Annotated in this window: 14 protein-coding genes; 11 read left to right on the top strand and 3 right to left on the bottom strand. The window is 36.5% G+C overall.

The features are described from left to right. Nucleotides 1–46: 46 nt before the first annotated feature. The 7 genes from purL (at nt 47) to FLAVO9AF_RS06860 (ending at nt 12,865) form a co-directional block, all read left to right on the top strand. A complete protein-coding gene (purL, locus tag FLAVO9AF_RS06890; RefSeq protein ID WP_159686201.1) occupies nt 47–3,709 on the top strand; it encodes a phosphoribosylformylglycinamidine synthase in 3,663 nt (1,220 codons plus the stop codon). A gap of 286 nt (nt 3,710–3,995) precedes the next feature. Further along, a complete protein-coding gene (locus FLAVO9AF_RS06885) occupies nt 3,996–4,436 on the top strand; it encodes a hypothetical protein (RefSeq protein WP_159686198.1) in 441 nt (146 codons plus the stop codon). 208 nt (nt 4,437–4,644) lie between these two features. Next, nucleotides 4,645–6,426: a long-chain fatty acid--CoA ligase gene (locus tag FLAVO9AF_RS06880; protein ID WP_159686195.1), complete on the top strand. Its 1,782-nt coding sequence runs from the start codon at nt 4,645–4,647 to the stop codon at nt 6,424–6,426. A gap of 285 nt (nt 6,427–6,711) precedes the next feature. Beyond that, nucleotides 6,712–7,203, top strand: coding sequence for a MarR family winged helix-turn-helix transcriptional regulator (locus FLAVO9AF_RS06875; RefSeq protein WP_159686192.1), 492 nt, complete (start codon nt 6,712–6,714; stop codon nt 7,201–7,203). Nucleotides 7,204–7,269: 66 nt separating this feature from the next. Continuing rightward, nucleotides 7,270–9,660 (top strand): 3-hydroxyacyl-CoA dehydrogenase/enoyl-CoA hydratase family protein, encoded by a 2,391-nt coding sequence (locus tag FLAVO9AF_RS06870; RefSeq protein WP_159686189.1) that lies wholly within the window; start codon nt 7,270–7,272, stop codon nt 9,658–9,660. A 77-nt stretch (nt 9,661–9,737) separates the two neighbouring features. Continuing rightward, entirely contained in the window at nt 9,738–10,919 is a 1,182-nt protein-coding gene (locus tag FLAVO9AF_RS06865) for an acetyl-CoA C-acyltransferase (protein WP_159686186.1), read from the top strand. A gap of 155 nt (nt 10,920–11,074) precedes the next feature. After that, nucleotides 11,075–12,865, top strand: a complete 1,791-nt coding sequence (locus tag FLAVO9AF_RS06860; protein ID WP_159686183.1) for an acyl-CoA dehydrogenase family protein — start codon at nt 11,075–11,077, stop codon at nt 12,863–12,865. A gap of 75 nt (nt 12,866–12,940) precedes the next feature. On the opposite strand, the gene FLAVO9AF_RS06855 is transcribed toward FLAVO9AF_RS06860, so the two are convergent. The 3 genes from FLAVO9AF_RS06855 to FLAVO9AF_RS06845 all read right to left on the bottom strand — a co-directional run bounded on the left by FLAVO9AF_RS06855 (nt 12,941) and on the right by FLAVO9AF_RS06845 (nt 16,359). After that, nucleotides 12,941–13,885: a hypothetical protein gene (locus FLAVO9AF_RS06855; protein ID WP_159686180.1), complete on the bottom strand. Its 945-nt coding sequence runs from the start codon at nt 13,883–13,885 to the stop codon at nt 12,941–12,943. A 159-nt stretch (nt 13,886–14,044) separates the two neighbouring features. Continuing rightward, nucleotides 14,045–15,259 carry a TCR/Tet family MFS transporter gene (locus FLAVO9AF_RS06850; RefSeq protein WP_159686177.1) on the bottom strand — a complete coding sequence of 405 codons (1,215 nt, stop codon included), beginning with the start codon at nt 15,257–15,259 and terminating at the stop codon, nt 14,045–14,047. A gap of 35 nt (nt 15,260–15,294) precedes the next feature. Then, complete coding sequence (locus FLAVO9AF_RS06845) at nt 15,295–16,359, bottom strand: hypothetical protein (RefSeq protein WP_159686174.1); 1,065 nt, start codon at nt 16,357–16,359, stop codon at nt 15,295–15,297. 95 nt (nt 16,360–16,454) lie between these two features. Between FLAVO9AF_RS06845 and FLAVO9AF_RS06840 the strand changes: the two genes are divergently transcribed. The 4 genes from FLAVO9AF_RS06840 (at nt 16,455) to FLAVO9AF_RS06825 (ending at nt 25,930) form a co-directional block, all read left to right on the top strand. Beyond that, on the top strand, nt 16,455–17,348 hold the full coding sequence (locus tag FLAVO9AF_RS06840; protein ID WP_159686171.1) for an ABC transporter ATP-binding protein: 894 nt from the start codon (nt 16,455–16,457) through the stop codon (nt 17,346–17,348). 36 nt (nt 17,349–17,384) lie between these two features. After that, nucleotides 17,385–18,221 carry an ABC transporter permease gene (locus tag FLAVO9AF_RS06835; RefSeq protein ID WP_159686168.1) on the top strand — a complete coding sequence of 279 codons (837 nt, stop codon included), beginning with the start codon at nt 17,385–17,387 and terminating at the stop codon, nt 18,219–18,221. A gap of 15 nt (nt 18,222–18,236) precedes the next feature. Beyond that, on the top strand, nt 18,237–20,561 hold the full coding sequence (locus tag FLAVO9AF_RS06830) for a T9SS type B sorting domain-containing protein (RefSeq protein WP_159686165.1): 2,325 nt from the start codon (nt 18,237–18,239) through the stop codon (nt 20,559–20,561). Between the two features lie 347 nt (nt 20,562–20,908). Continuing rightward, complete coding sequence (locus tag FLAVO9AF_RS06825) at nt 20,909–25,930, top strand: T9SS type B sorting domain-containing protein (RefSeq protein ID WP_159686162.1); 5,022 nt, start codon at nt 20,909–20,911, stop codon at nt 25,928–25,930. Nucleotides 25,931–25,994: the final 64 nt, after the last annotated feature.

Genomic DNA, 25,994 nt, shown 5'->3' with positions numbered 1-25,994 from the left:
CCTTAATTAACTAAATTTGCACCGCAATACAACAAACCCTACAACAATGATTCATTTCTTTGAAAACCAAAGTAACACTGTTTTTGCCGTACACACGCAGAACGAAATTTCGGCTCAAGACATCTCAAAACTCAACTGGCTATTTGCTGATGCCACTAAAATAGAAAAATCCGTCTTGTCGGATTTTTTTGTTGGTCCACGCGCCACTATGATTACACCTTGGAGTACCAACGCAGTAGAAATTACTCAAAATATGGGGATTTCTGGCATCATCAGAATAGAGGAATTTCAACGTGTTACCGAAGATTTTTCGGATTTTGACCCTATGCTTTCGCAAAAATTTAGCGAACTTAATCAAGATATTTTTACTATCAATATCCAACCAGAACCTATTTTGGAAATCGATGATATTGAAGCGTATAATCAATCTGAAGGTTTGGCATTGAGCCCAGAAGAAGTACAGTATCTTTCTGATTTAGCGACTAAATTAGGTAGAAAATTAACCGACTCTGAGATTTTTGCGTTCTCGCAAGCGAATTCAGAGCACTGTCGTCACAAAATTTTCAATGGAACTTTTGTAATTGATGGTGAAGAAAAGCCGACTTCCCTTTTCAAATTAATTAAGAAAACGTCAGAGACAAATCCAAACGATATTGTTTCTGCCTATAAAGATAATGTGGCTTTTGTAAAAGGACCAAAAGTGACCCAATTTGCACCAAAAAGTGCCGACAAACCTGATTTCTACAAAGAAAAAGAATTTGACGCCGTACTTTCCTTAAAAGCCGAAACCCACAACTTCCCTACTACTGTGGAGCCTTTCAACGGAGCTGCTACAGGTTCTGGAGGAGAAATTCGTGACCGTTTAGCTGGAGGACAAGGTTCGTTGCCATTAGCAGGAACAGCGGTTTATATGACTGCGTATTCTCGATTAAACAATGAACATTCTTGGGAAAAAGGAATGGCAGAAAGACCTTGGTTGTACCAAACACCAATGGATATTTTGATTAAAGCTTCGAATGGAGCTTCTGATTTTGGAAACAAATTTGGACAACCGTTGATTACTGGTTCTGTTTTGACTTTCGAACACGAAGAAAACAACCGTAAAATTGGCTACGACAAAGTCATTATGCAAGCGGGTGGAATTGGTTACGGAAAATTAGACCAAGCGATAAAAAAGAAACCTACCGCTGGCGATAAAATCGTTATTTTAGGTGGAGAAAACTATAGAATTGGAATGGGTGGTGCAGCGGTTTCTTCAGCTGATACAGGTGCTTTTGGCTCTGGAATCGAATTGAACGCCGTACAACGTTCTAATCCTGAAATGCAAAAACGTGCTGCAAATGCAATTCGTGGACTTGTAGAAAGCGACCATAACCCTATCGTATCAATTCACGACCACGGAGCGGGTGGACACCTCAACTGTCTTTCGGAATTAGTAGAAGAAACCGGTGGATTGATTGATTTGGATAAACTTCCAGTTGGTGACCCAACGCTTTCTGCTAAAGAAATTATTGGTAACGAATCGCAAGAGCGTATGGGATTGGTGATTGGTGAAAAAGATATCGACACCTTACAACGCATTGCCGATAGAGAACGTTCTCCAATGTACCAAGTAGGTGACGTAACTAACGACCATCGTTTCACATTTGAATCCAAAACTACAGGAGTAAAACCTATGGATTATGCTTTGGAAGATTTCTTTGGAAGTTCTCCAAAAACGATAATGACAGACAAAAAAGTAGCTGTAAATTATACAGAACTAAATTATACTACTGAAAATATCCCGAACTATCTTAATCAAGTACTGCAATTAGAAGCGGTTGCTTGTAAAGACTGGTTAACGAATAAAGTAGACCGTTGTGTGGGAGGTCGCGTGGCCAAACAACAATGTGCTGGTCCATTGCAATTACCTTTAAACAATGTGGGAGTTATGGCTTTGGATTTTAAAGGCAAAGAAGGAATTGCGACCACTGTAGGTCACTCGCCAGTAGCTTCGTTGATTGACCCTGTAGCGGGAACAAGAACCGCTATTGCAGAAGCACTTTCTAATATCGTTTGGGCTCCGCTAAAAGACGGTTTACAATCGGTTTCTTTATCAGCTAACTGGATGTGGGCTTGTAAAAACGAAGGCGAAGATGCTCGTTTGTACGAAGCAGTGCAAGCGTGTTCTGATTTTGCCATCGAATTAGGAATCAATATCCCAACGGGTAAAGATTCGCTTTCTATGAAACAAAAATATCCTAACGACGAAGTAATAGCACCAGGAACAGTGATTATTTCGGCAGCAGGAAATTGTACCAATATTACCAAAGTTGTTGAACCTGTTTTACAACGCAATGGCGGCAACATTTACTATTTGAACTTATCTCAAGATAGTTTCAAATTGGGAGGTTCATCATTTGCTCAAATTTTGAATAAAGTTGGTACCGATGTGCCAAGCATTACTAACGCAGCTTATTTTAAAACAGCTTTCAATACCCTACAAGACGCTATCAAAAACCGCCAAATCAAAGCGGGCCACGACGTAGGTAGCGGTGGTTTGATTACTACTTTATTAGAACTTTCTTTTGCAGAAGTAGACTTAAGTGCTACGTATGACTTGAGCGTTCTTGGTGAAGCGGATACAGTAAAAACATTATTTAATGAAAATATTGCTGTGGTTTTCCAAGCCGATGCAGCCATTGAAGCCCTTTTCGCAGCTAAAAATATTGAAATTTTCAAAATTGGAACCGTTACCGAAGGAGATTTGGTAACTATCCAAAACAATGCAGATACGTTTACTTTTAATGTAAATGAAACAAGAGATACTTGGTTTAAAACTTCTTATTTGTTAGACGCTAAACAATCTCGCAACGGAATGGCTGAAGCGCGTTATGCAAATTACAAAAACCAACCGTTAGACTATCAATTCCCAGCGCATTTTACTGGTAAAGCAGCTGTCATTTCGAGCGCAGTCGAGAGACCAAAAGCGGCTATTATCCGTGAAAAAGGAAGTAATTCCGAGCGTGAAATGGCAAACGCAATGTACTTGGCTGGTTTTGATGTGAAAGATGTACATATGACCGATTTGATTTCAGGTCGTGAAACCTTGGAAGACATTCAGTTTATTGGTGCTGTGGGTGGTTTCTCTAACTCGGATGTTTTAGGCTCTGCCAAAGGTTGGGCGGGTGCTTTCTTGTACAACGAAAAAGCCAATACCGCATTGAAAAACTTCTTCAAACGCGAAGATACTTTATCTGTGGGGATTTGCAACGGTTGTCAGTTATGGATGGAATTAGAATTAATCAATCCAGAACATAAAGTACACGGAAAAATGCACCACAATACTTCGAACAAACACGAGAGTATCTTTACCTCTGTAAAAGTGCAAAAAAACAACTCGGTGATGCTTTCTAGCTTAGAAGGCACTACACTGGGAGTTTGGGTGTCACACGGAGAAGGAAAATTCCATTTACCAGAACAAGAAGCGAATTATAATATCGTTGCAAAATATGGTTACGAAGGCTATCCTTCTAACCCAAATGGTTCCGATTACAACACGGCTATGCTATGTGATACAACTGGTCGTCACTTGGTGATGATGCCGCATATTGAGCGTTCTATTTTCCCTTGGAACTGGGCACATTACCCAGACAACGGGCAAAAAGATGAAGTTTCGCCTTGGTTAGAAGCTTTTGTAAACGCTAGAAAATGGATTGAAAAACAATAAACATTTTTTACTTTCTGTAAAAAGCTCATTCTACTAGGAATGAGCTTTTTTTATCAAAAGTTGAAATGATAATGACAACAAAAAAGAAACCATAATTCCTCATAGCCCCGATGGCAGTGGCATCCTTTGCCGACGGGGTTCGGCGGGAAAGATATAACGAACAGCGGGACCCGTGACAACAAGAATACCTTTTGTTGCTGCTCCTTACAAATACTAAAAAAATAATACATTAATCCGAGCACGCCCCTTGCTCAAAATCTACCCTAATAACTAAACTAACCTACTTATGAAAAAAAAATCTTTATGGCTTACGGCACTTTTGATGAGTGCTAGTGCCACTTTTGCTCAAATCAAAACGACAAAAATTAAGAATCAAAACACCGAACACTACATAACTACCATTATCAATTATCCTATTGCTGGACTTTATGCGTTGCAAAAACAAGTTGAGCCTATAACCGTTCTTAATGCCGACGGAACTGGAATGATGCAAAATGAGGATTTGGTAAAAGAACCGATTGTTTGGGGTATAGAATGTTCTGAATCTGGAATTCCGATTTTTAAAGAAGGATTTGATAGCGCAGCCTATTCGTTTTGGTATAAAAAAGCGAAGGCTCACGAAGAAGAATGGACTTACCAGTCGTTTACTATTCATTTTAATAAAATGAAGATGTTTATTGCGGGTGAGCGCTTTAAGGAGTTTACAGAAGAAGAGTTAAAAAGGTAAAAAGTCAACTCACTGAAGGTCTTTTGTTTGAGGATTTGTTTTCAGCATAAAACGCCTAAGTAATCGTTTTTAACACAAATTTATCAATTTCAAGAAATCGATTTCGCTGAATACCAACTAATTAGTATTCAGAATAATAATTAGTTTTTAAAAACCTAAAAATGTTAGCATTTTTTATTTAATTTGCGAAAAATTCAATTCATTTATAATGGTAAATATCACACGCCTATTTGATTTTCCTTACTATCAATTAGAGAAATTCAACTCAATTCCCGATGCTTTGGTGACTAAGCAAAATGGAGTTTGGAACAAAACTTCAACCGAAGAGTACATTGCACAATCGAATACTATTTCTAGGGCTTTGATTAGAATGGGCATTCAAAAAAACGATAAAATTGCCATTATATCCTCCAATAATAGAACCGAATGGCATATTATGGATATTGGTGTGCTCCAAACCGGAGCCCAAACCGTGCCTATTTACCCAACTATTGGAGAAGAAGACTACGAATACATTTTGAACCACTCTGGTTCGTCATACTGCTTTGTTTCGGATATTGAAGTCTACAATAAAGTAAAAAACATTCAAGCCAATGTTCCGGCTTTGAAAGGAGTGTATTCTTTTAATGAAATTGAAGGTTGCGAAAATTGGTCTTCGCTATTGACTCTTGGAGCAGATACTAGCAATCAAGATGTTGTAGAAGACCGCAAAAATAATGTGACGGCTCAAGAGTTGGCTACCATTATTTATACCTCTGGAACCACTGGAAAACCTAAAGGAGTTATGCTTTCGCATCAAAATATTGTTTCTAATGTATTGAATAGCGCGCCTAGAATTCCGTTTGAACCCGGAAAAAATACGGCTTTAAGCTTCTTGCCTATTTGCCATATTTTTGAACGTATGATTTTGTACTTGTACCAATATTATGGTGTTTCGGTGTATTTTGGAGAATCGATTGAAAAAATTAGCGACAATATCAAGGAAGTACGTCCAAACGTAATTACAGCTGTTCCTCGTTTGTTAGAAAAAGTATACGATAAAATTTATGCTAAGGGAGCTGAACTAACGGGTATTAAAAAAGCCTTGTTCTTTTGGGCTATCAATTTAGGATTGCGTTACGAACCTTATGGAGCCAACGGATTCTGGTATGAATTCCAATTAAAAATAGCCCGAAAACTGATTTTTAGTAAATGGAAAGAAGGTTTGGGTGGTAATCTAGACTTAATGGTTTCAGGAAGTGCTGCTTTGCAACCACGTTTATCAAGAGTGTTTGCCGCGGCAGAAATTCCTGTGATGGAAGGATATGGTCTGACTGAAACTTCGCCTGTTATTTCTGTAAACGATATGAGAAATAAAGGCTTCAAAGTAGGGACAGTAGGAAAACTAATCAACGGTGTAGAAGTAAAAATTGCTGAAGATGGTGAGATTCTTTGCAAAGGTCCAAACGTAATGATGGGCTACTACAAAGATGAAGAAAAAACAAATGAAGCTTTGGCTAATGGCTATTTCCATACTGGAGACATTGGTAATATCGATGCTGAAGGTTTCTTGAAAATCACGGACCGTAAAAAAGAAATGTTCAAAACTTCTGGTGGAAAATACATTGCTCCACAATTGATTGAGAATACAATGAAACAATCTCGTTTTATTGAACAAATTATGGTGATTGGTGATGGCGAAAAAATGCCAGCTGCTTTTATTCAGCCAAGTTTTGAATTCATCAAAGAATGGGAAAAACTACACGGAATTGAAGTGGGTCAAACCAATCAAGAAATCATTTCTAATCCAAAAGTAATTGCGCGTATTCAAGAAGAAGTAGACCACTTGAATGCTAAATTTGGAAATTGGGAAAAAATCAAACGTTTTGAATTAACACCAGATGTTTGGTCTATTGATGGAGGACAACTTACTCCTACCCTAAAACTAAAACGTAAAATTGTACTAGAAATGTACAAACCACTTTATGAGAAGATTTATGGTCAATCATAAATAGATGATTTTATAAAAAACGAAAAGTCCTGAATTTATTGTTCAGGACTTTTTTTGTGAGATAGGTTTTGGGATATTTTTCGAAAACATTTTTGTAAATTTCTCTATTTTTCAAACTCACTTCTTTTTGTTAGCAAAATCATAATGTATTGGCAAAAAAAATAATTTAACAACACCATAAACTCCTGAAAAACAATGGAGTTTTTTTATTTTTATAAAAAAAATTAAAAAATAATATGCGTGCATAGTATTTTTTATATATATTTGAAATCGATATAGTAAACTATGAAAGACAAAACAATTGATTATGTTTTAAGAGCAACTTGGCAAGCCGTTTCTAGAATGTACAATGAAGAAGCAGCTAAATATGATGCAACAATGGCAACTGGATTTGCCCTTTTGAGTATTGATAAAGAAGATGGAACACCATCGACTGCTTTAGGTCCTAGAATGGGAATGGAAGCCACGAGTTTGACCAGAACCTTGAAAACGATGGAAGAAAAGGGATTAATCTTCAGAAAGAAAAATCCAGACGACGGCAGAGGGGTTTTACTATATCTAACTCCTTTTGGAAAAGAGAAAAGAGAGCTTTCAAAAAATACAGTGCTAAAGTTTAATGAAACAGTAAAACAACATATTTCAGAAGAAAAATTAGCTCACTTTATGGAGGTCGCAGAAATCATCAACGAATTGATTCTTGAAAAGAGCATTTTCACAACTACTGAAAATGAATCCAATGCAGGCACAATAGTAATGAATGAAAACACTGAACAGTAACTCACTGCTTAAAAAGCTACACCTCAATCAAAAAACAAAATAAAAAAAAATAAATAGTAACTAAGTATGAAACGCACAATTAAAAAAGTCGCAGTAATTGGATCTGGAATTATGGGATCTGGAATTGCTTGCCATTTTGCCAACATTGGTGTTGAAGTCTTACTTTTGGACATTGTTCCAAGAGAATTGACGGATGCAGAAGCCAAAAAAGGATTAACTCTCGAAAGCAAAATCGTGAGAAACCGATTGGTAAATGATAGTTTAGCTACCGCTTTAAAATCAAAGCCCTCTCCTATTTACAATCAAAAATTCGCAAACCGTATCAGTACTGGAAACACTACAGATGATATGGCGAAAATTGCAGGTGTAGATTGGATTATCGAGGTAGTTGTTGAGCGTTTAGACATCAAAAAATTGGTTTTCGAACAAATTGAAAAATTCAGAAAACCTGGAACTTTGGTAACCTCAAATACTTCTGGTATTCCGATTCACTTTATGAGTGAAGGTCGTAGCGAAGATTTCCAAAAACACTTCTGTGGCACTCACTTTTTTAACCCTGCACGTTACTTAAAATTATTCGAAATCATTCCTGGCCCACAAACTTCTACTGAAGTATTGGATTTCTTAACAGGATATGGTGAGAAATTCTTAGGAAAAACTTCGGTAGTAGCCAAAGATACTCCAGCTTTTATCGGAAACAGAATCGGTATCTACGGCATCCAAAGTTTGTTTCACTTAGTAAAAGAACTAGGATTAACTATAGAAGAAGTAGATAAATTGACAGGACCAGTTATTGGTCGTCCAAAATCGGCTACCTTCAGAACAGTTGACGTTGTAGGACTAGATACTTTGGTACACGTAGCCAACGGAATCTACGAAAACTGTCCAACTGATGAGCAACACGAGTTGTTCAAACTACCCGATTTCGTTAACAAAATGATGGAAAACAAATGGTTGGGAAGTAAAACAGGGCAAGGTTTCTACAAAAAAGAAGGCAAAGAAATTTTATCTTTAGACTTAGACACTTTAGAATATCGTGCTGCAAAAAGAGCTTCTTTTGCTACTTTGGAATTGACAAAAACAATTGACAAACCGATTAATAGATTTAAAGTTTTAGTAAAAGGAAAAGACAAAGCGGGTGAATTCTACAGAAAAAGTTTTGCTGGAATGTTTGCTTATGTTTCGAACAGAATTCCTGAAATATCTGACGAATTATACAAAATTGACGACGCTATGAAAGCAGGTTTTGGATGGGAAAATGGACCATTCGAAATTTGGGATGCCATAGGTGTTGAAAAAGGAATTGAAATTATGCAAGCTGAAGGTTTAGCACCTGCTGCTTGGGTTACCGAAATGATTGCTGCTGGAAACACAAGTTTTTATACTGTGAAAGAAGGGGCTACTTATTTCTACAATGTTCCTACAAAATCACAAACAAAAGTTCCTGGTCAAGATGCATTCATCATCTTGAACAACATACGCGAAACTAAAAAAGTTTGGAGCAACAGTGGCGCCATTATTCAAGATTTGGGAGATGGTATCTTAAACCTAGAATTCCAATCTAAAATGAATACTATTGGTGGCGATGTATTGCAAGGCATTAACAAAGCAATCGATCTAGCCGAAAAAGAATACCAAGGTTTAGTAATTGGAAATCAAGCAGCAAACTTTTCTGTTGGAGCCAATATTGGAATGATCTTTATGATGGCTGTTGAACAAGAATACGACGAATTGAACATGGCGATCAAAATGTTCCAAGATACTATGATGCGTGTACGTTACTCTGGAATTCCAGTAGTAGTTGCACCACACGGTATGACATTAGGTGGTGGTTGCGAAATGAGTTTACATGCTGACAAAGTTGTAGCAGCAGCTGAATCGTACATTGGATTAGTAGAATTTGGTGTAGGTGTAATTCCTGGCGGTGGTGGATCAAAAGAAATGGCGTTGAGAGCGTCTGATTTGTTCCGTAAAAACGACGTAGAATTGAATGTACTTCAAGAGTATTTCTTAACAGTGGCTATGGCCAAAGTATCTACATCTGCTTATGAAGCTTTTGACTTAGGTATTTTACAACATGGTAAAGACATAGTGGTAGTCAACAAAGATCGTCAGATTGCTGAGGCTAAAAAACATGCTTTATTGATGGCCGAAGCTGGTTACACGCAACCTATTCGCAGAAAAGATGTAAAAGTATTAGGAAAACAAGCCTTGGGAATGTTCTTAGTTGGAACTGACCAAATGCAAGCTGGTAAATACATCTCTGAACACGACAAGAAAATTGCCAACAAACTGGCTTATGTTATGGCTGGTGGTGACTTATCTGAAGCGACCTTAGTATCTGAACAATACTTATTGGATATCGAAAGAGAAGCTTTCTTATCTCTTTGTACAGAAAGAAAGACATTGGAGAGAATTCAATTTATGTTAACTAAAGGGAAACCACTTCGTAATTAGAAAATAGAAAATAGAATAGAGATGTAAGTTAAAGTCTATTTCTATTCTCTAGATTCTCTACTCTTAAAAATAAAAATATGAAAACAGCATATATAGTAAAAGCTTATCGTACAGCCGTAGGAAAAGCACCAAAGGGAGTTTTTAGATTCAAACGCCCTGATGAATTAGCAGCAGAAACCATTCAATATATGATGAATGAGTTGCCTGATTTTGACAAAACCCGTATTGATGACGTAATGGTTGGAAATGCTATGCCAGAGGCTGAGCAAGGTCTAAATGTCGGACGTTTGATTTCTTTAATGGGATTAAAAGTGAATGATGTACCAGGTGTAACCGTAAACAGATACTGTGCCTCTGGATTAGAAACTATCGGGATGGCGACTGCCAAAATCCAATCAGGAATGGCGCATTGCATTATTGCCGGTGGAGCAGAAAGTATGAGTTATATTCCAATGGGAGGTTACAAACCAACACCAGATTACAAAGTGGCTGCAGCTGGTCACGAAGATTACTACTGGGGAATGGGATTAACATCAGAAGCGGTGGCGAAACAATTCAACATTTCTCGTGCTGACCAAGATGAGTTTGCTTTTCAATCGCACAATAAAGCCTTAAAAGCCCAAGCAGAAGGAAAATTTGACAACCAAATTGTACCAATTACAGTTGAGCAAACTTTTATCAATGAAAATGGTAAAAAAGAAACCAAATCGTATGTAGTAACTAAAGATGAAGGACCTAGAGCTGGTACTTCATTGGAAGCTTTGGCAGGTTTGCGTCCTGTTTTTGCTGCCGATGGAAGTGTAACTGCTGGTAACTCTTCTCAAATGAGTGATGGTGCTGCTTTCGTTTTGGTGATGAGCGAAGAAATGGTAAAAGAATTAAACATTCAGCCGATTGCTCGTTTGGTAAACTTTGCTTCTGCAGGTGTAGAACCAAGAATTATGGGAATTGGTCCAGTAAAAGCGATTCCAAAAGCCTTAAAACAAGCCGGATTGACACTAAATGACATCGATTTGATTGAGCTAAATGAGGCTTTTGCTTCTCAAGCTTTAGCAGTAACTAGAGAACTCAACTTAAATCCTGAAATCATCAACGTGAATGGTGGAGCTATTGCTTTAGGTCACCCTCTAGGTTGTACAGGTGCTAAACTTTCGGTTCAATTATTCGACGAAATGAAACGCAGAGGCAACAAATACGGAATTGTTTCTATGTGCGTAGGTACAGGACAAGGAAGTGCGGGGATTTTCGAGTTGGTGTAAAAGCCCTCTATCCCTTCCTCTATGTAGGAATTAATTTAATGCATTCAATTAAAAAAAAAATAGTTTAACAATTTATACCCTACTTACCCCTAGTAGGAATTCCCATAAAGCTTACTCTACATTCGTGGTTTGGGTGCTTGGGTTAGGGGGCTACTATGAGCAATAAAACAAGAGGTGGTCAATTCATCGTAAAAGAAACAAAATGTGAAGATATTTTCACACCAGAAGATTTTAATGAAGAGCAGTTAATGATGCGTGACTCTGTAAAAGAGTTCGTAGACAAAGAATTATGGGCGCACAAAGATCGCTTTGAGAAAAAAGATTACGCTTACACCGAAGAAACTATGCGTAAAGCAGGTGAACTAGGTTTACTTGGCGTAGCTGTTCCAGAAGCTTACGGTGGTTTAGGAATGGGATTCGTATCGACTATGTTGGTTTGTGACTATATCTCTGGAGCTACTGGATCATTTTCAACTGCATTTGGAGCACACACAGGTATTGGAACAATGCCAATAACATTGTATGGAACAGAAGAACAAAAATTAAAGTATGTTCCAAAATTGGCTTCAGGTGAGTGGTTTGGTGCGTATTGTTTGACTGAGCCAGGAGCTGGATCAGATGCTAACTCAGGAAAAACAAAAGCAGTTTTATCTGAAGATGGAAAATATTACACAATCACAGGACAAAAAATGTGGATTTCAAACGCAGGATTTTGTTCGCTTTTCATTGTTTTCGCTAGAATTGGTGATGACAAAAACATTACAGGTTTCATCGTAGAAAACGATCCAGCTAACGGAATTTCTATGAATGAAGAAGAACATAAATTAGGAATTCGTGCTTCTTCTACTCGTCAGGTATTCTTTAATGAAACCAAAGTTCCTGTAGAAAACATGTTGTCTGAAAGAGGAAACGGATTCAAAATTGCAATGAACGCCTTGAACGTAGGACGTATCAAATTGGCAGCAGCTTGTTTGGATGCACAAAGAAGAGTTATCTCTGGTGCAGTAAACTATTCTAATGAAAGAATTCAATTCAACACTCCTATTTCTCAATTTGGAGCTATCCGTTCTAAATTAGCTGAAATGGCTACATCATGCTACGCTGGTGAAAGTGCTTCATACCGTGCTGCTAAAGATATCGAAGACAGAATCGCAGAACGTGAAGCTGCAGGATCTACGCATCAAGAAGCAGAATTAAAAGGGGTTGAAGAATATGCTATCGAATGTTCTATCTTGAAAGTAGCCGTTTCTGAAGACGTTCAAAACTGTTCTGATGAAGGAATTCAAATTTTTGGTGGAATGGGATTCTCTGAAGACACTCCTATGGAAAGTGCTTGGAGAGATGCTCGTATCGCACGTATCTATGAAGGTACCAACGAAATTAACCGTATGTTATCAGTAGGTATGTTGGTTAAAAAAGCCATGAAAGGACACGTAGATTTGTTAGGACCAGCTTCTGAAGTGCAAGCAGAATTAATGGGAATTCCATCTTTCGAAACGCCTGATTATTCTGAATTATTTGCTGAAGAAAAAGAAATGATTGGCAAATTGAAAAAAGCTTTCTTGATGGTTGCTGGTGGAGCGGTTCAAAAATACGGTCCAGACTTAGACGGTCACCAACAATTGCTAATGGCTGCTGCAGATATCCTTATCGAAATCTACATGGCTGAAAGTACCATTTTGAGAACAGAAAAATTAGCTAAAACGAAAGGTGAAGCTGCTGTAAAAGAACAAATCGCTATGGCTCAATTGTACTTATACAAAGCAGTTGACATCATTACTCAAAAAGGAAAAGAAGGAATCGTATCTTTTGCTGAAGGTGATGAACAACGCATGATGTTAATGGGACTTCGTCGTTATACTAAATATACAAACATGCCAAATGTGGTAGGTTTAAGAGAAATTATTACATCAAAACTAGTAGCTGAAAACGCTTACTGTTTCTAAGATTTTTTTTTTAGTTTTTATTTGTTTAAAAAAGTCGGCTTGTGTGGTACAAGTCGGCTTTTTTATTTACAAAATTCAATGCCATTTATTATTTCCAAAAGAATATGAAGCTTTCAAAAAAATACCATTATTTCCCCATCGAAAATCCCCCATTAATCGTTTTTTTTCAGCTTCAACTTTAAAATTAAAACCTGTCAATCCAGTAGCAATATCAAATCGTGGAAGCACTCTATAAGAAAAAGCGGCGTCAAAACCGATAATTGACCCTTTAACATCATTAATTTTTAATGCAAAATAATTAAGCTCTCCTGTAAAAGAAAATCTTTCACTAAAAGCATATCCACCCCATAACCCAAAATCAGGTAGCGGAGCTGTAAATCCGAAATCATCACTACTTGCAACGGAAATATTACCATTTTCTAATTCGATTCCAGCTTTTGCTCCTACTACATGAGTTCCTATTGACAAGCCTAATTCATAACTAGGCTTACTCAAAATAGCATATCCATAAGAAAATCGATAAATCGCAGTATTAAAAAAAGCATGGACTTTTGCATCTACAGCATAGGTATTATCTCCAAATTCAATTTCTTTTTTTAATTTATAGTCGGAACTTCTGCGAAGATTGTAATAATTGAGTACAAACTTTGAACGACTTGTTGAACGCCATTCTAAGCCAACTAAAAAAGTAGGAGAATATTTTGACAGACCCAAATCGTTTTCAAAATCAACATCTGTTCCAATTGATTTTGTAGTACTTCCCAATTGAATGTTAGTATTATTAAGTGCTTCATAGAAACCAGCACTCGCTTTAAATCTATCGACAAACCAAGGAACGTCGCGTTCTGTTCTGCTTTTTCGTGCATAACCAAAATCATTAGTCATAGCAGTACCGTCATTTAACATTAAGTCCTTTTGGCCAACCATTAGTAAAAAACTATCCAACGGTGGAGTCACATCTTGTGCAGAAGCAAAATAACTAAGACTATAAACTAGTACTATTATTAATTTATTTTTCATTGTGCTTGAATTAGGTTTATAAAATTATCTATTGCCGAAAAAAATTGAATTAAGAAACTAAACTCAATTAAATTTACAAAAAATAAATCATAAACATCTTTAATTCAACATAATAACAAAAAATAAATACTTAAACTAAAAAACAACTTGTACTATTTATTACTTAAATTCTTTAGATAATACTCTATAAGATAGAAAAAAGCTTACCAAAGTAAGAAAAGACGCGAGAAAAAAAGGAGCGCCTGGTACATGAAACGGACTATTTTTGGCTGTAGCAAAAGCGAACAAATTAGTCATGAGCAAAGGACCAAAAACGCCACACAAACTCATTAAGCTCGTAAGTGCACCTTGCAATTCTCCTTGCTCATTGGCGGGTACTTGGCTCGAAATAACGCCTTGTATACTTGGTCCAGCAATTCCTCCCAAACAATAAGGAATCAGGAAAGCAAACATCATCCAGCTTTCTGATGCTAATCCGAAAAGCAATAACCCAAGAGCGGAAAAAGACATTCCTAAATAAATGGATTTGACTTGTCCCAAACGCGGAATGATTTTTCGAATCAAAAATCCTTGTACAAAAGCGACTAAAACTCCAACAACAGCAAGCGAATATCCAACAATTTCAGGAGTCCAATTGAATTTATAAATGGTATAAAACGACCAATTGGATTGTACGGCATGAGAAGCAATAAATGTTAAAACCAAAGAAATCACCAAACCTGAAACCACTGGATACTTCTTTAAATTTTGTAACGAACTTATAGGATTTGCACGTTTCCAATCAAAAGCCCTACGATTGTCTTTTGACAAGGATTCAGGCAAAACAAAATAACCGTAGATTACGTTCAATAGTGTAAGTCCAGCAGCAATCAAAAAAGGAACATTAGTTCCCCATTTACTACTTATTCCACCTATTACAGGACCAATAATAAATCCCAAACCAAAAGCGGCTCCAATTAGTCCAAAATTCTGTGCTCTTTTTTCTGGTGTACTAATATCTGCAATGTAAGCAGTAGCCGTACTAAAACTCGCTCCCATAATTCCCGCAATAATTCTGCCCACAAAAAGCCAAGCAATTGTAGGAGCAAAGGCGTGAAAAATATAATCTAAACCCAATCCAAAAAGGGAAAGTAATAAGATAGGACGTCGTCCAAATCGATCACTTAATCCTCCTAAAATTGGAGAGAAAATAAATTGCATCATGGCAAAAGAAAACAACAACCAACCTCCATATTTAGAAGCTTCGTTGATGCCAAGACCCGTTAAATTTTCAATTAATTTTGGCACAATCGGAATAATAATTCCAAGACCAATAACATCAACTAAAACAGTAATAAAAATAAACAGTAAGGCATTATTGGGTGTGGTCTTCATAAAAAAAGATAGAATTAAAAAGGTAAAAATAGCATTTAAAAGCCAGCTCGCATACTATTCATGTTTTTAAAATTGCGAGTAATAAAATCAAAGGCCGCCGTCATAATACCCCCCATTGATTTTGCATTTTTGAAGTTCAAATCATGAGTGTAATTATACAACTCCATTTTTAATTGGTTCAAATGCTCAACTGGAGCCAAAGTTTCACCAGACATAATTTGTACTAATCTTTTTATTCTATTTTCAGAAGATTGGATTCTCTTGGCCATTGCAGAGCGCTCTTCCTTTTTATATTGTTCTATAGAACTTTCTTGAAGCTTGTCTTTTACCAACAAAATCATTGGATAATTTTCTTTAAAAAACTGAGGACGATAGACTTTAAAATTCCCTTCATAACACTGTTGATCAAAATCTATTGCGCGAATTTTATACACTACTTGATCAAAATCATGTGTGGGTACAATCACATAATTATAAGCACGCATGTCTCCCAAAAGACGAATCATACATCTTTCATTGAATTTTACGAACTCTTTGGCAATTTGAGCTTTGGCCATTTCGGTACAATCTTTTAAAATCGTTTTCATAAACACATCACCAGGAATTCCCATAATGTGTTCCTCGACCAAAGTATCATTATAGACCAAAAAATTGATTTTGTCTGGTGATAAAATGTGTTCAAACTCTAAACCATACACCCTAGAGGCATCGGCTTTTTTGATATAAAAATGGGTGTAGTTATCATTAAGAATGTTTCTCACTTTCACTCGAAAAGGTTTCGAATTTCCAAAAGTGCAATAATCAATGGAATCGACATTAAGGAATTTGATGATATTCAAATTACCATCAGAATGAAGTAAAGAATAGATTTTCATCAAGGTCAAATCAATTTCTTTGCGTTCAAATTCGTTATAATACACTCTAATCCAAAGGGTGTCATTGTTATTTTTGTCATATACATTTATAGAACCCGAAAAACGCAACAAATCATCATAAAAAATAGGAACTTTAGAAATGCGTTCAAATCGTTCTAAGTATTCCATTAAAGGTTTGTTTATTGGGTAGGACGGTTTTTTAAAAACCATTAATGGCTCGCTCATAGGTCTATGTTTTCTACAAATTTACAGTATTTTCTATTTTAATAGTAACAAATTACAATTTGACTCGTCCTACATAAAACTAAATAACTAAAAACTTGGAAACGATACTAACCATCAAAAACCTCAACAAACGCTACGGAAGAATCCAAGCGTTAAAAAACGTTTCTTTCGAAATCAAAAAAGGGAATGTTTACGGAATCTTAGGACCTAACGGAAGTGGAAAATCAACCACACTAGGAATTACACTCAACGTAGTAAATGCTACTTCAGGAGAATACCAATGGTTTGATGGAGCACTAGAAACACATGAAGCCTTAAAAAAAGTAGGAGCAATTATCGAGCGTCCTAATTTTTATCCGTATATGACAGCATACGAAAATCTCAAACTGGTTTGCAAAATTAAAAACATCAATTATTCTAAAATAGAAGAAAAGTTAGAACTGGTTGGACTTATCGAGAGAAAAGACAGTAAATTCAGTACGTTTTCTTTAGGGATGAAACAACGTTTGGCCATTGCCTCAGCTTTACTCAACGACCCCGAAATTTTAATTTTAGACGAACCCACTAATGGTCTCGACCCACAAGGAATTCACCAAATTCGGGACATCATAAAAAAAGTAGCTAGTTTAGGAACCACTATCCTTTTGGCTTCGCATCTTTTGGATGAAGTAGAAAAAGTATGTTCGCACGTAGTAGTTTTGAGAAAAGGAGAAATTTTGTACGCAGGTTTGGTAGACGGAATGGCTGCCAATGAAGGCTTTTTTGAACTTGAAGCAGATGACAATAGTACACTTAAAACTGTACTCGCTACACATCCAGCAGTGGATAAAATTGCTGCAGAAGAAAACAAAGTATTAGTCTATCTAAAAACTGACTTGAAAGCTTCGGACTTGAATCAGTATTTGTTTCAAAATGGCATTGCGCTAAACCATTTAGTCAAACGAAAAAACAGTTTGGAGGAGCAATTCTTAGAATTAACCAAAAAATAGTTTTTTTATCTCTTAACCTTCCCAAAAAAATATATTATGAAACGATTACTCTCTATAGAATTACAAAAAATCTGGCTCAACAAAGCCAGTAGAGTCCTTACGCTTACTTATTTCATATTACTTTCCTTCATTGCCTTAATTGCATCCATCAAATTTGATTTGGGTGTATTCAAGTTTCATTTGGCCGAGATGGGAATTTTCAACTTTCCATTTATTTGGCATTTTAATACCTATATCGCGGCCATCTTAAAATTCTTTTTGGCGATCGTCATTGTTTCGATGATGGCCAATGAGTACAGTTATGGCACGCTGAAACAAAACCTCATCGACGGAATGAGCAAAAAAGAACTGGTACTTTCTAAATTTTTAACTGTAGTTGCTTTTGCTTTAGCCTCGACAGTATTTGTTTTTGTAATGAGTTTAATTTTGGGGTTATGCTTCTCCTCGTACACTGAGGCGAGCATCATTTTCTCTGATTTAGAATACGTCCTTGCCTTTTTTGTAAAACTAACCGGATTCTTTTCTTTGTGTTTGTTCCTTGGAATTTTAGTAAAACGTTCTGCATTTGCTATAGGATTTTTATTGGTTTTATCCATTGCTGAAGGAATCGCAAATGGTATTTTAACTTTCAAAATCTTTCCTGATAGCCCAATTGCGGGATATATTACCCAATTTTTCCCACTAGAATCCATGTCGAATTTGATTGTAGAACCTTTTTCAAGATTATCGTTAGTAAAAATCATTGGAAGTCAAATTGGCGTTGAAAACACCAAAGACTATGGAGTAGCTTTTACAACTATTCTCATTGTGTTGGCTTGGGTTTGTATTCTTAATTTATTGTCTTACAAAATCTTAAAAAAGCGTGATTTATAGTATATTTGCTGTACTATGAAGATTAAATCCTTACTTTTTTTACTAGCTTTTTTTTGTTATTTTCAAAAAGCAAAAGCACAATATATTAAAGTTGATGATACGTTTAGCACCCAATATTTAGTTGAAAAAGTATTGGTCAATAGTTCTTGTGCCCAAGTTTCGGATTTTAGTGAATCAGGCGACAACTTTACGCCTAGTAGAAAAAGTTTAGGTTTTTTTGATTTTAATGGCACTTCTTTCCCTTTTAAACAAGGGATATTTTTAAGTACTTCGAGCAGTTCTAATGTTCCTGGTCCCTACATCGATAATCAGAGAGGTGGTGGTTCAAGAAATTGGGGTGGTGATGCAGACTTAGATGCAGTCCTTGGCATTTCGAGCATTAATGCTTCTGTTATTGAATTTGACTTTGTGCCATTAACGGATTATGTAAGTTTTAATTATTTGTTTGCTTCTAATGAATATCAATCTTACTTTCCTTGTGAGTTCTCCGATGGATTTGCTTTTTTAATTAAAGAGAAAGGAAGTACTACCCCATACAAAAATTTAGCTGTTTTACCAGGAACTACAACTCCTGTTTCATCCCAAATTGTCCACCCATTAATCAATCCAGTTAATACTAGTAACGGAGTTAGACCGGGTTGTCCTGCGATTAACGAAAACTTTTTCAATGGTTATAATGCTTCTAATAGTCCTATTAATTATGCTGGACAAACCAAAGTATTGACCGCCGAAACCAAGGTTACAGCGGGAAAAACCTATCACATCAAATTAGTAGTTGCCGATGATCGAGAAGAAGTTTTTGACTCAGCAGTTTTTATCGAAGCAGGAAGTTTTAACTCTAAAATCGATTTGGGTCCGGATCGCTTGTTGGCAACCAACAATCCGATTTGTTTTGGAGGACAACTGCTTTTAAACACTAATTTACCCGCAACAAATTCTTTTGAATGGTTTAGAAATGGAGTAAGAATCACAGGCGCAAATCAACCAACATACCAAGTTACCTCAGCAGGAACTTATAGAGTAGACGTGGCATTTTCGCCAACTTGTATTATTTCTGAAGAAATTAAAATAGAGTACACATCAGATTTGATTCTGAATAACAGCAGTGTAGTGCAATGTGATATTGATGCAGATGGTTTAACCATTTATGATTTAAGTACCACTGACACCAACATAAAAAGCAATGATGCAAACATTACAAAAACTTCTTGGCACAGCAACCTTACTGACGCTCAGAATTCGACCAATGCTATAACTAATTTAACGAGTTTCAATAATACGAGTCCAAATCAAATACTTTATGTGAAGGCTAGCTCTAACTTCGGTTGTTCTAAAATTGCAACAGTTACGTTGAGTACGGCTACCACAGTTGTTCCAAGTCCAAATCCGATTGCTGTTTGTGACGAAGATGATACGCAAGATGGATTGTATAGGTTTGATTTAGCAACACTTGTAACACCACTGCTATTAAATGGTTTGCCCACAGGTTTGGCAGTAGAGTACTACCTTTCCCTTGCTGATGCTTTGGCAGAAAAGAACAAAATAGGCCCTGTTTTTACCAATACTCAAGCTTTGCAACAAACGATTTATGCTCGAATTAAAAACGGTTTAGATTGTTACGGTATAACACCAGTTACCTTGGTGGTCAACACTTTTGATCCGATCAATTTTGAAGAAGAAACTACCTTTTTATGTACGGGAAGCAACTTAAATCTGAGTGTAGATTCGGGTTTTTCTAGTTACCAATGGAATACTGGCGCTACTACTGCAGCAATTACAGTACTACAAGTAGGCACTTACACGGTAGTCGTGACTAACGATAAAGGTTGCAAAAAAACAAAGACTTTTATAGTGAAAGCTTCTGAAAAAGCAATCTATGAGAGTGCGGTGGTAAAAGATTTTGCTGGGAATAAAAATAACATTACAATAAATTCTAAAGGGATAGGAAACTATGAATTTTCGTTAGATGGTACAAGCTATCAAGACAACACTACTTTTACCAATGTAGCTCCCGGTAGTTACACCATTAGTATCCGAGATAAAAATGGGTGTGGTATCACTACTAGTGATTTGATTTATGTATTGGACTATCCTCGTTTTTTTACCCCAAATGGTGATGGTTTTAATGATACTTGGAAAATCAATAATTTAAACACTTTGCCACAATCGAGAATCGTAATTTTTGACCGATATGGAAAACTACTTAAGGAATTAACTACTGCAGGTGATTCCTGGAACGGTACCTTTAATGGGGCACTTTTGCCTTCGGATGATTATTGGTTTCAACTTATCTTTTCCGATGGTAAAATCATCAAAGGACATTTTAGTTTAAAACGATAATTTCTTCACTCTTTTATAAAAAAATTGCTTTTCGTGCAAAAAACATAAAAAAAGATGCCTTGAGTTTGCATAAAAACTTATAAATAATTCTTTTTAGTACTCTTTTTTAATCCACTTATTAAACCTATTTTTGGTTTTAAAATCTAAAAATCAATTGTATTGGTGATAACCAAGTAATCGATGTCTTAGTTTTTAGCCCCGGTAGTAGCGGCATCCTTTTTCTTTTTTCTTTAAAAAGGAAAAGATACAGCGGATAACGGGACGATGTTACCTAATAAAGCCGATTGTTACTGCTTCTAAAAAAAATACAATTTGGCAAACCATAAACCATTGTTTTTAACTACCCTATGAAGAACCTTTTTTCCTTTATTTTTCTATTTTTTGTTGTTACCTCACAAGCACAGTTTAGTAAAACGCATTACTTACCGCCTATTACCGCGCAATCGGGTGTGGTAGAAGATCATTACATTTATATTTCTACTCCAAATACTACAAATGTTCCTTTTAAAATCATTGAGAATGGTGGCAATGTGATTTCAGGTGTGGTAAATAATTTGAATCCGTATCGCTATTTTATTGGCACAGGAGATTTTACGCAATTGTTTACTCCGAAAACTGTAATTGGAAAAGTACAAAACAAAGGATATGTAATTGAAGCTGAGGATTTGGTGTATGCCAATATTCGTGTAAATGCCGCAAGAACCACTTCTAATGCTTATAATCACGCGGGTGGTATGGTTTCAAAAGGGAATAGTGCTTTGGGCAAAACATTCCGTTTGGGAGCGATGTTGAATCCTCTTTTTGATACTACTTTATTGAATTTTGCTTCTATTTTAGCTACTGAGAACGGAACAAAAGTTACGATCTCAAATTTGCCAATCGGAACTATTTTGACAGATGGTACCGTGATTAATGGGCCAATAACGGTGACGCTAAACAAAAATGAAAGCTATGTTTTGGCCTTAGAAAACAATAGTTCTGGGGGTATACCTTCAAATAGTGCGAAAATGATTGGCGCCTTGGTCGAATCAGATAAGGCGGTGGCAGTTAACGCGGGTTCGTTTTGTGGAAGTAACAGTACAGTGGTTAACGGCGCTGGAAATCCAATAGGACGTGATGTAGGATTTGATCAAATTGTACCCATTGAACGCACAGGAACCGAGTACATTTTTGCCAAAGGAGAAGGAACGGACGAATTAGAGCGAGTTTTACTAGTAGCACATACAGACCAAACCAAAATATTCCTTAACGGTGGTACAGCTCCTTTTGCAACCTTGAACAAAGGAGAGTATGTAGCGATTGATGGTACCAATTTTATCAATGGCAGTATGTTTGTGACCACTTCTGAAAAAGTATTTGCTTATCAAAGTATTGGAGGAACAGCTTCGCCAGCCAATCAAAATATGTTTTTTGTTCCGCCTTTGAATTGTTCTACACCAAACGTGGTGGATAATATTCCTAATATTCAAGAAATTGGAAATATTTTTTATGATGGTGGATTGAATATAATTACTGAAACTGGGGCGACCGTTTTAATTAATAACAGTCCAATTGGAAGCAGTCCTCAAACTATCACTGGAAATCCAAACTTTGTAAAATACACTGTTTCTGGACTAAACGGAAACATAGCTGTAAAATCGACCAAACAAGTGTATGTTTCTTATTTTGCTACAAATGGAGCAGCAACCTATGGAGGTTACTATTCTGGTTTTGATGTAAAACCAGAGATTGTATCGGATAAAATTGCTGTTGGAACCTCATCTTGCATTCCTAATGTTGTTTTAAAAATTAGTAGTTTATCGGCTTATGATACGTTTCAATGGTACAAAGATGATGTAGCTATTCCGTTGGCTACTACCAACACCTACACCCCTACTACTCCTGGTTATTATCAAGTTAGAGGAAGTATTTCTGGTTGCTTGAGTGATGTCTTTTCGGATAAAATCCCTGTTAGCGATTGTGCCAAAGACGATGACAATGATGGTACCAACAACAACATTGATATTGACTGGGACAATGACGGCATCTTAAACAATACCGAAAGCAATACTACGTTGCTTAACCAAAGTACACCTTTAGCATCAAGTGATTATGATGGAACTATTACAGGCCCAGGAACGATTTCTGGTTATCCTTTTTATGGATTTGTTTCTGAAGTACCTGCAGTTAAAAACACTCCAAATAGCTATACTTTGACCTTCAAAAAACCTGAAACCATTACTTTTCAATACATAATTGATGGCACTTCTCAAACTACACCTGTTGGAGATTTAGCCAATGGGGATGGAGATTTCGTAGTTAGTGCACCAACGAATCAGACGCTGACTATTACCAATCCATTCGATGATGTCTTAATTGATACGAATTTTGATGGAATTTACGAAAGTGGTGTAAAAGAATTTACTTCTTTTGAAATTCGTTTTCGATTTAAAAGCACTACACCTATTCCCCAAGGTGGTGCACGCTTCAAAATTCAAGGATACAAAATTACAGCCTTAACATTTAAACATTACAACCTTTCGGAAACAACTAGCAATCGTGCAGCATTTATGCTAGGCCAAAATATAGAAAATGACTCTGATGCAGATGGTATTGCGAACGCATTAGACATTGATAGCGACAATGATGGAATTCCTGATAGTATTGAAGCACAAGGAAAAGGATTCAAATCATTCTCTGGTATAGATACCAATAAAGACGGTTTGGATGATGCCTTTGAACCTGGATTACAACCCATTAATTTTGATACTGATGCAACTATTAGTTACACTGGATATGACTACTTAGACCTTGATAGCGACAATGATGGTATTTTTGACCTTGATGAAGCAGGTCACAACGCCTCCGATGCTAACAAAGATGGCAAAGTAGAAGGAAATGTTGGCTTGAATGGTTTATTAGACAGTTTAGAAACCAGCCCAGATAGTGGAAAATTAAAGTATACCATAGCGGATTCTGATGCAGATGGTAATTTCAACTATTTTGAATTAGATAGCGATGATGATGGTTGTAAAGACGTCATCGAAGCTGGGTTCCAGGATGCTGACGCAGATGGATTATTAGGAAATAGTCCAGTCACTGTAAATGACAAAGGGATTGTTACATCGGGTACTGGATATACTACTCCAAATGCCAATTATACTATTGGAGCTCCCATTGCCATTACTACACAGCCTAGCAACAAATCACAATGTTTATTGCAAAGTACAACTTTTGACGTAGTCTCTAATGCAGACAGTTTTCAATGGGAAATGAGTACTGATGGAACAATTTGGACCGCACTAGCAAATAACGCAAACTATGCTGGCGTTACAACTAAAACACTACAAGTCAATGCTATTTCAGTGGTTATGAATGGCTACAGCTATCGTGTGCAATTAAACAGAGTAGGAAACTCTTGTGGATTAACTTCTACAGCGGCAATATTAACCACATTAGCACTACCAACTGTCGCTTCAAGTATCACGTTGAAACAATGTGATGATAACATTGACGGTATCTCTGATTTTAATCTCACCGAAAAAAATAGTTTCATTAGTACAAATTATCTAAACGAAACGTTTACCTATTTCAAAACTGCTGCTGGAGCTACAAACAATGATGCGGCAACAAAAATTGCTGACCCAACCAAATATACCAGTGGTATAGGAAGCGTTTGGACAAGAGTTGAAAACGCCAATGGATGCTTTAATACAAGTGAGATAAAATTAATCGTTTCTGCTACACAAATTCCAGCAACTTTTCAACGTAATTTTACGGTTTGTGATGATTATGTGGATGCTGCAAACGACGATAAAGACGGAATAGCCGCCTTTAATTTTAGTAGCGTTACTAATGATATTCAAGCATTGTTACCTTCCCCATCTACAGCTTACACTATAAAATATTTCCCTACACAAGCTGATGCTTTAGCTGAAACTAACGAAATCACAAATACTACATCTTATAGAAATACCATAGCAAATCAACACCCTATTTATGTAAGAGTGGATTCTAATCTAGACAACGCTTGCTTTGGTTTAGGAAATTATGTAACACTAACCGTTGAAAAATTACCTGTTGCAAATCCAATTATAGATTACAAAGAATGTGATGAAATTAGCAATGATGGTATTTTCACATTCAATACGGCCACCTTACAAGCTGATCTATTAAAAGGACAAACCAACGTTGCGGTTACCTATTTTGATGAGAACAACAATCCGTTGCCTAGTCCGTTTCCATCCAATTTTTCGACTAAATCACAAACCATAAAAGCTCGAGTGACCAATACCATTACTAACACAAACAATGGTGTTCCTTGTTATGACGAAACAACCATCAAATTTATCGTAGATTTTCATCCCGTAGCCAATGCAGTAACTATTCCTGCTGCTTGTGATGATGCCAACCCGAGTGATACCGATGGACTAAATACGTTTGATACCAGCACTATAGAAAGCCAATTATTAAATGGGCAAACTGGAATGATCGTTCGCTATTTTGATGCTAACAATAATACATTGCCAAGTCCGTTGCCTAATCCTTTTACAACCGCTACTCAAAATGTTAGAGCAACAGTTGAAAACCCAAAAAACACAACCTGCATTGAAGAAACCTTACTCTCCTTTGTGGTAAATCCATTGCCAAATATTAATTTGAATACCGATGGATCTGAAGATGCCTTGGTATGTACAAATTTACCGACCTTCTCGGTACAACTCAACGCTGGAATTAATGATGGAAGTCCAATATCAAATTACACCTATATTTGGAAAAAAGACGGAGCTGTACTATCAGGACAAACTGGTTACACTTTAGATGTTACTAGCGAGGGAATTTATACTGTTGAAGTAGCAACAGCACAAGGATGTAGTAGAACAAGAACAATAAAAGTAACCGCCTCCGACATTGCCAAAATCGAATCTGTTGAAATTGTTGATTTGACCGATGTAAACAAAGTTACAATCAATGTTAGTGGCCAAGGAGATTATGAATACAGTTTGGATGATGCTACAGGTCCTTTTATTTCTTCGAATGTGTTTGAAAACATTCCTTCTGGAATTCACACAATCTATGTAAATGATAAAAATGGATGTGGAATTGTGAGCAAAGAAGTCGCTGTTGTAGGTGCTCCCAAATACTTCACCCCAAACGGAGATGGATACAACGATTACTGGAACGTAAAAGGAACCAATACTGCCGCCAACTCAAAATCTGTGATTCGTATTTTTGATCGATACGGTAAATTACTCAAACAAATTTTCCCTAACAGTAATGGTTGGGACGGAACCTTTAATGGTCAAGCTCTTCCCTCAGATGATTATTGGTACACAGTCGTACTCGAAGATGGTCGAGAAATTAAAGGCCATTTTGCACTGAAACGCTAGTTCATAAAAGGTTTGACTGTCTGAATTGTCTAGGCGTCAAACCTTTTTACTATCTTTAATAAAT

This window comes from Flavobacterium sp. 9R (assembly GCF_902506345.1).
Taxonomy (GTDB): domain Bacteria; phylum Bacteroidota; class Bacteroidia; order Flavobacteriales; family Flavobacteriaceae; genus Flavobacterium.
This window is presented reverse-complemented; position numbering and strand designations above follow the sequence as displayed.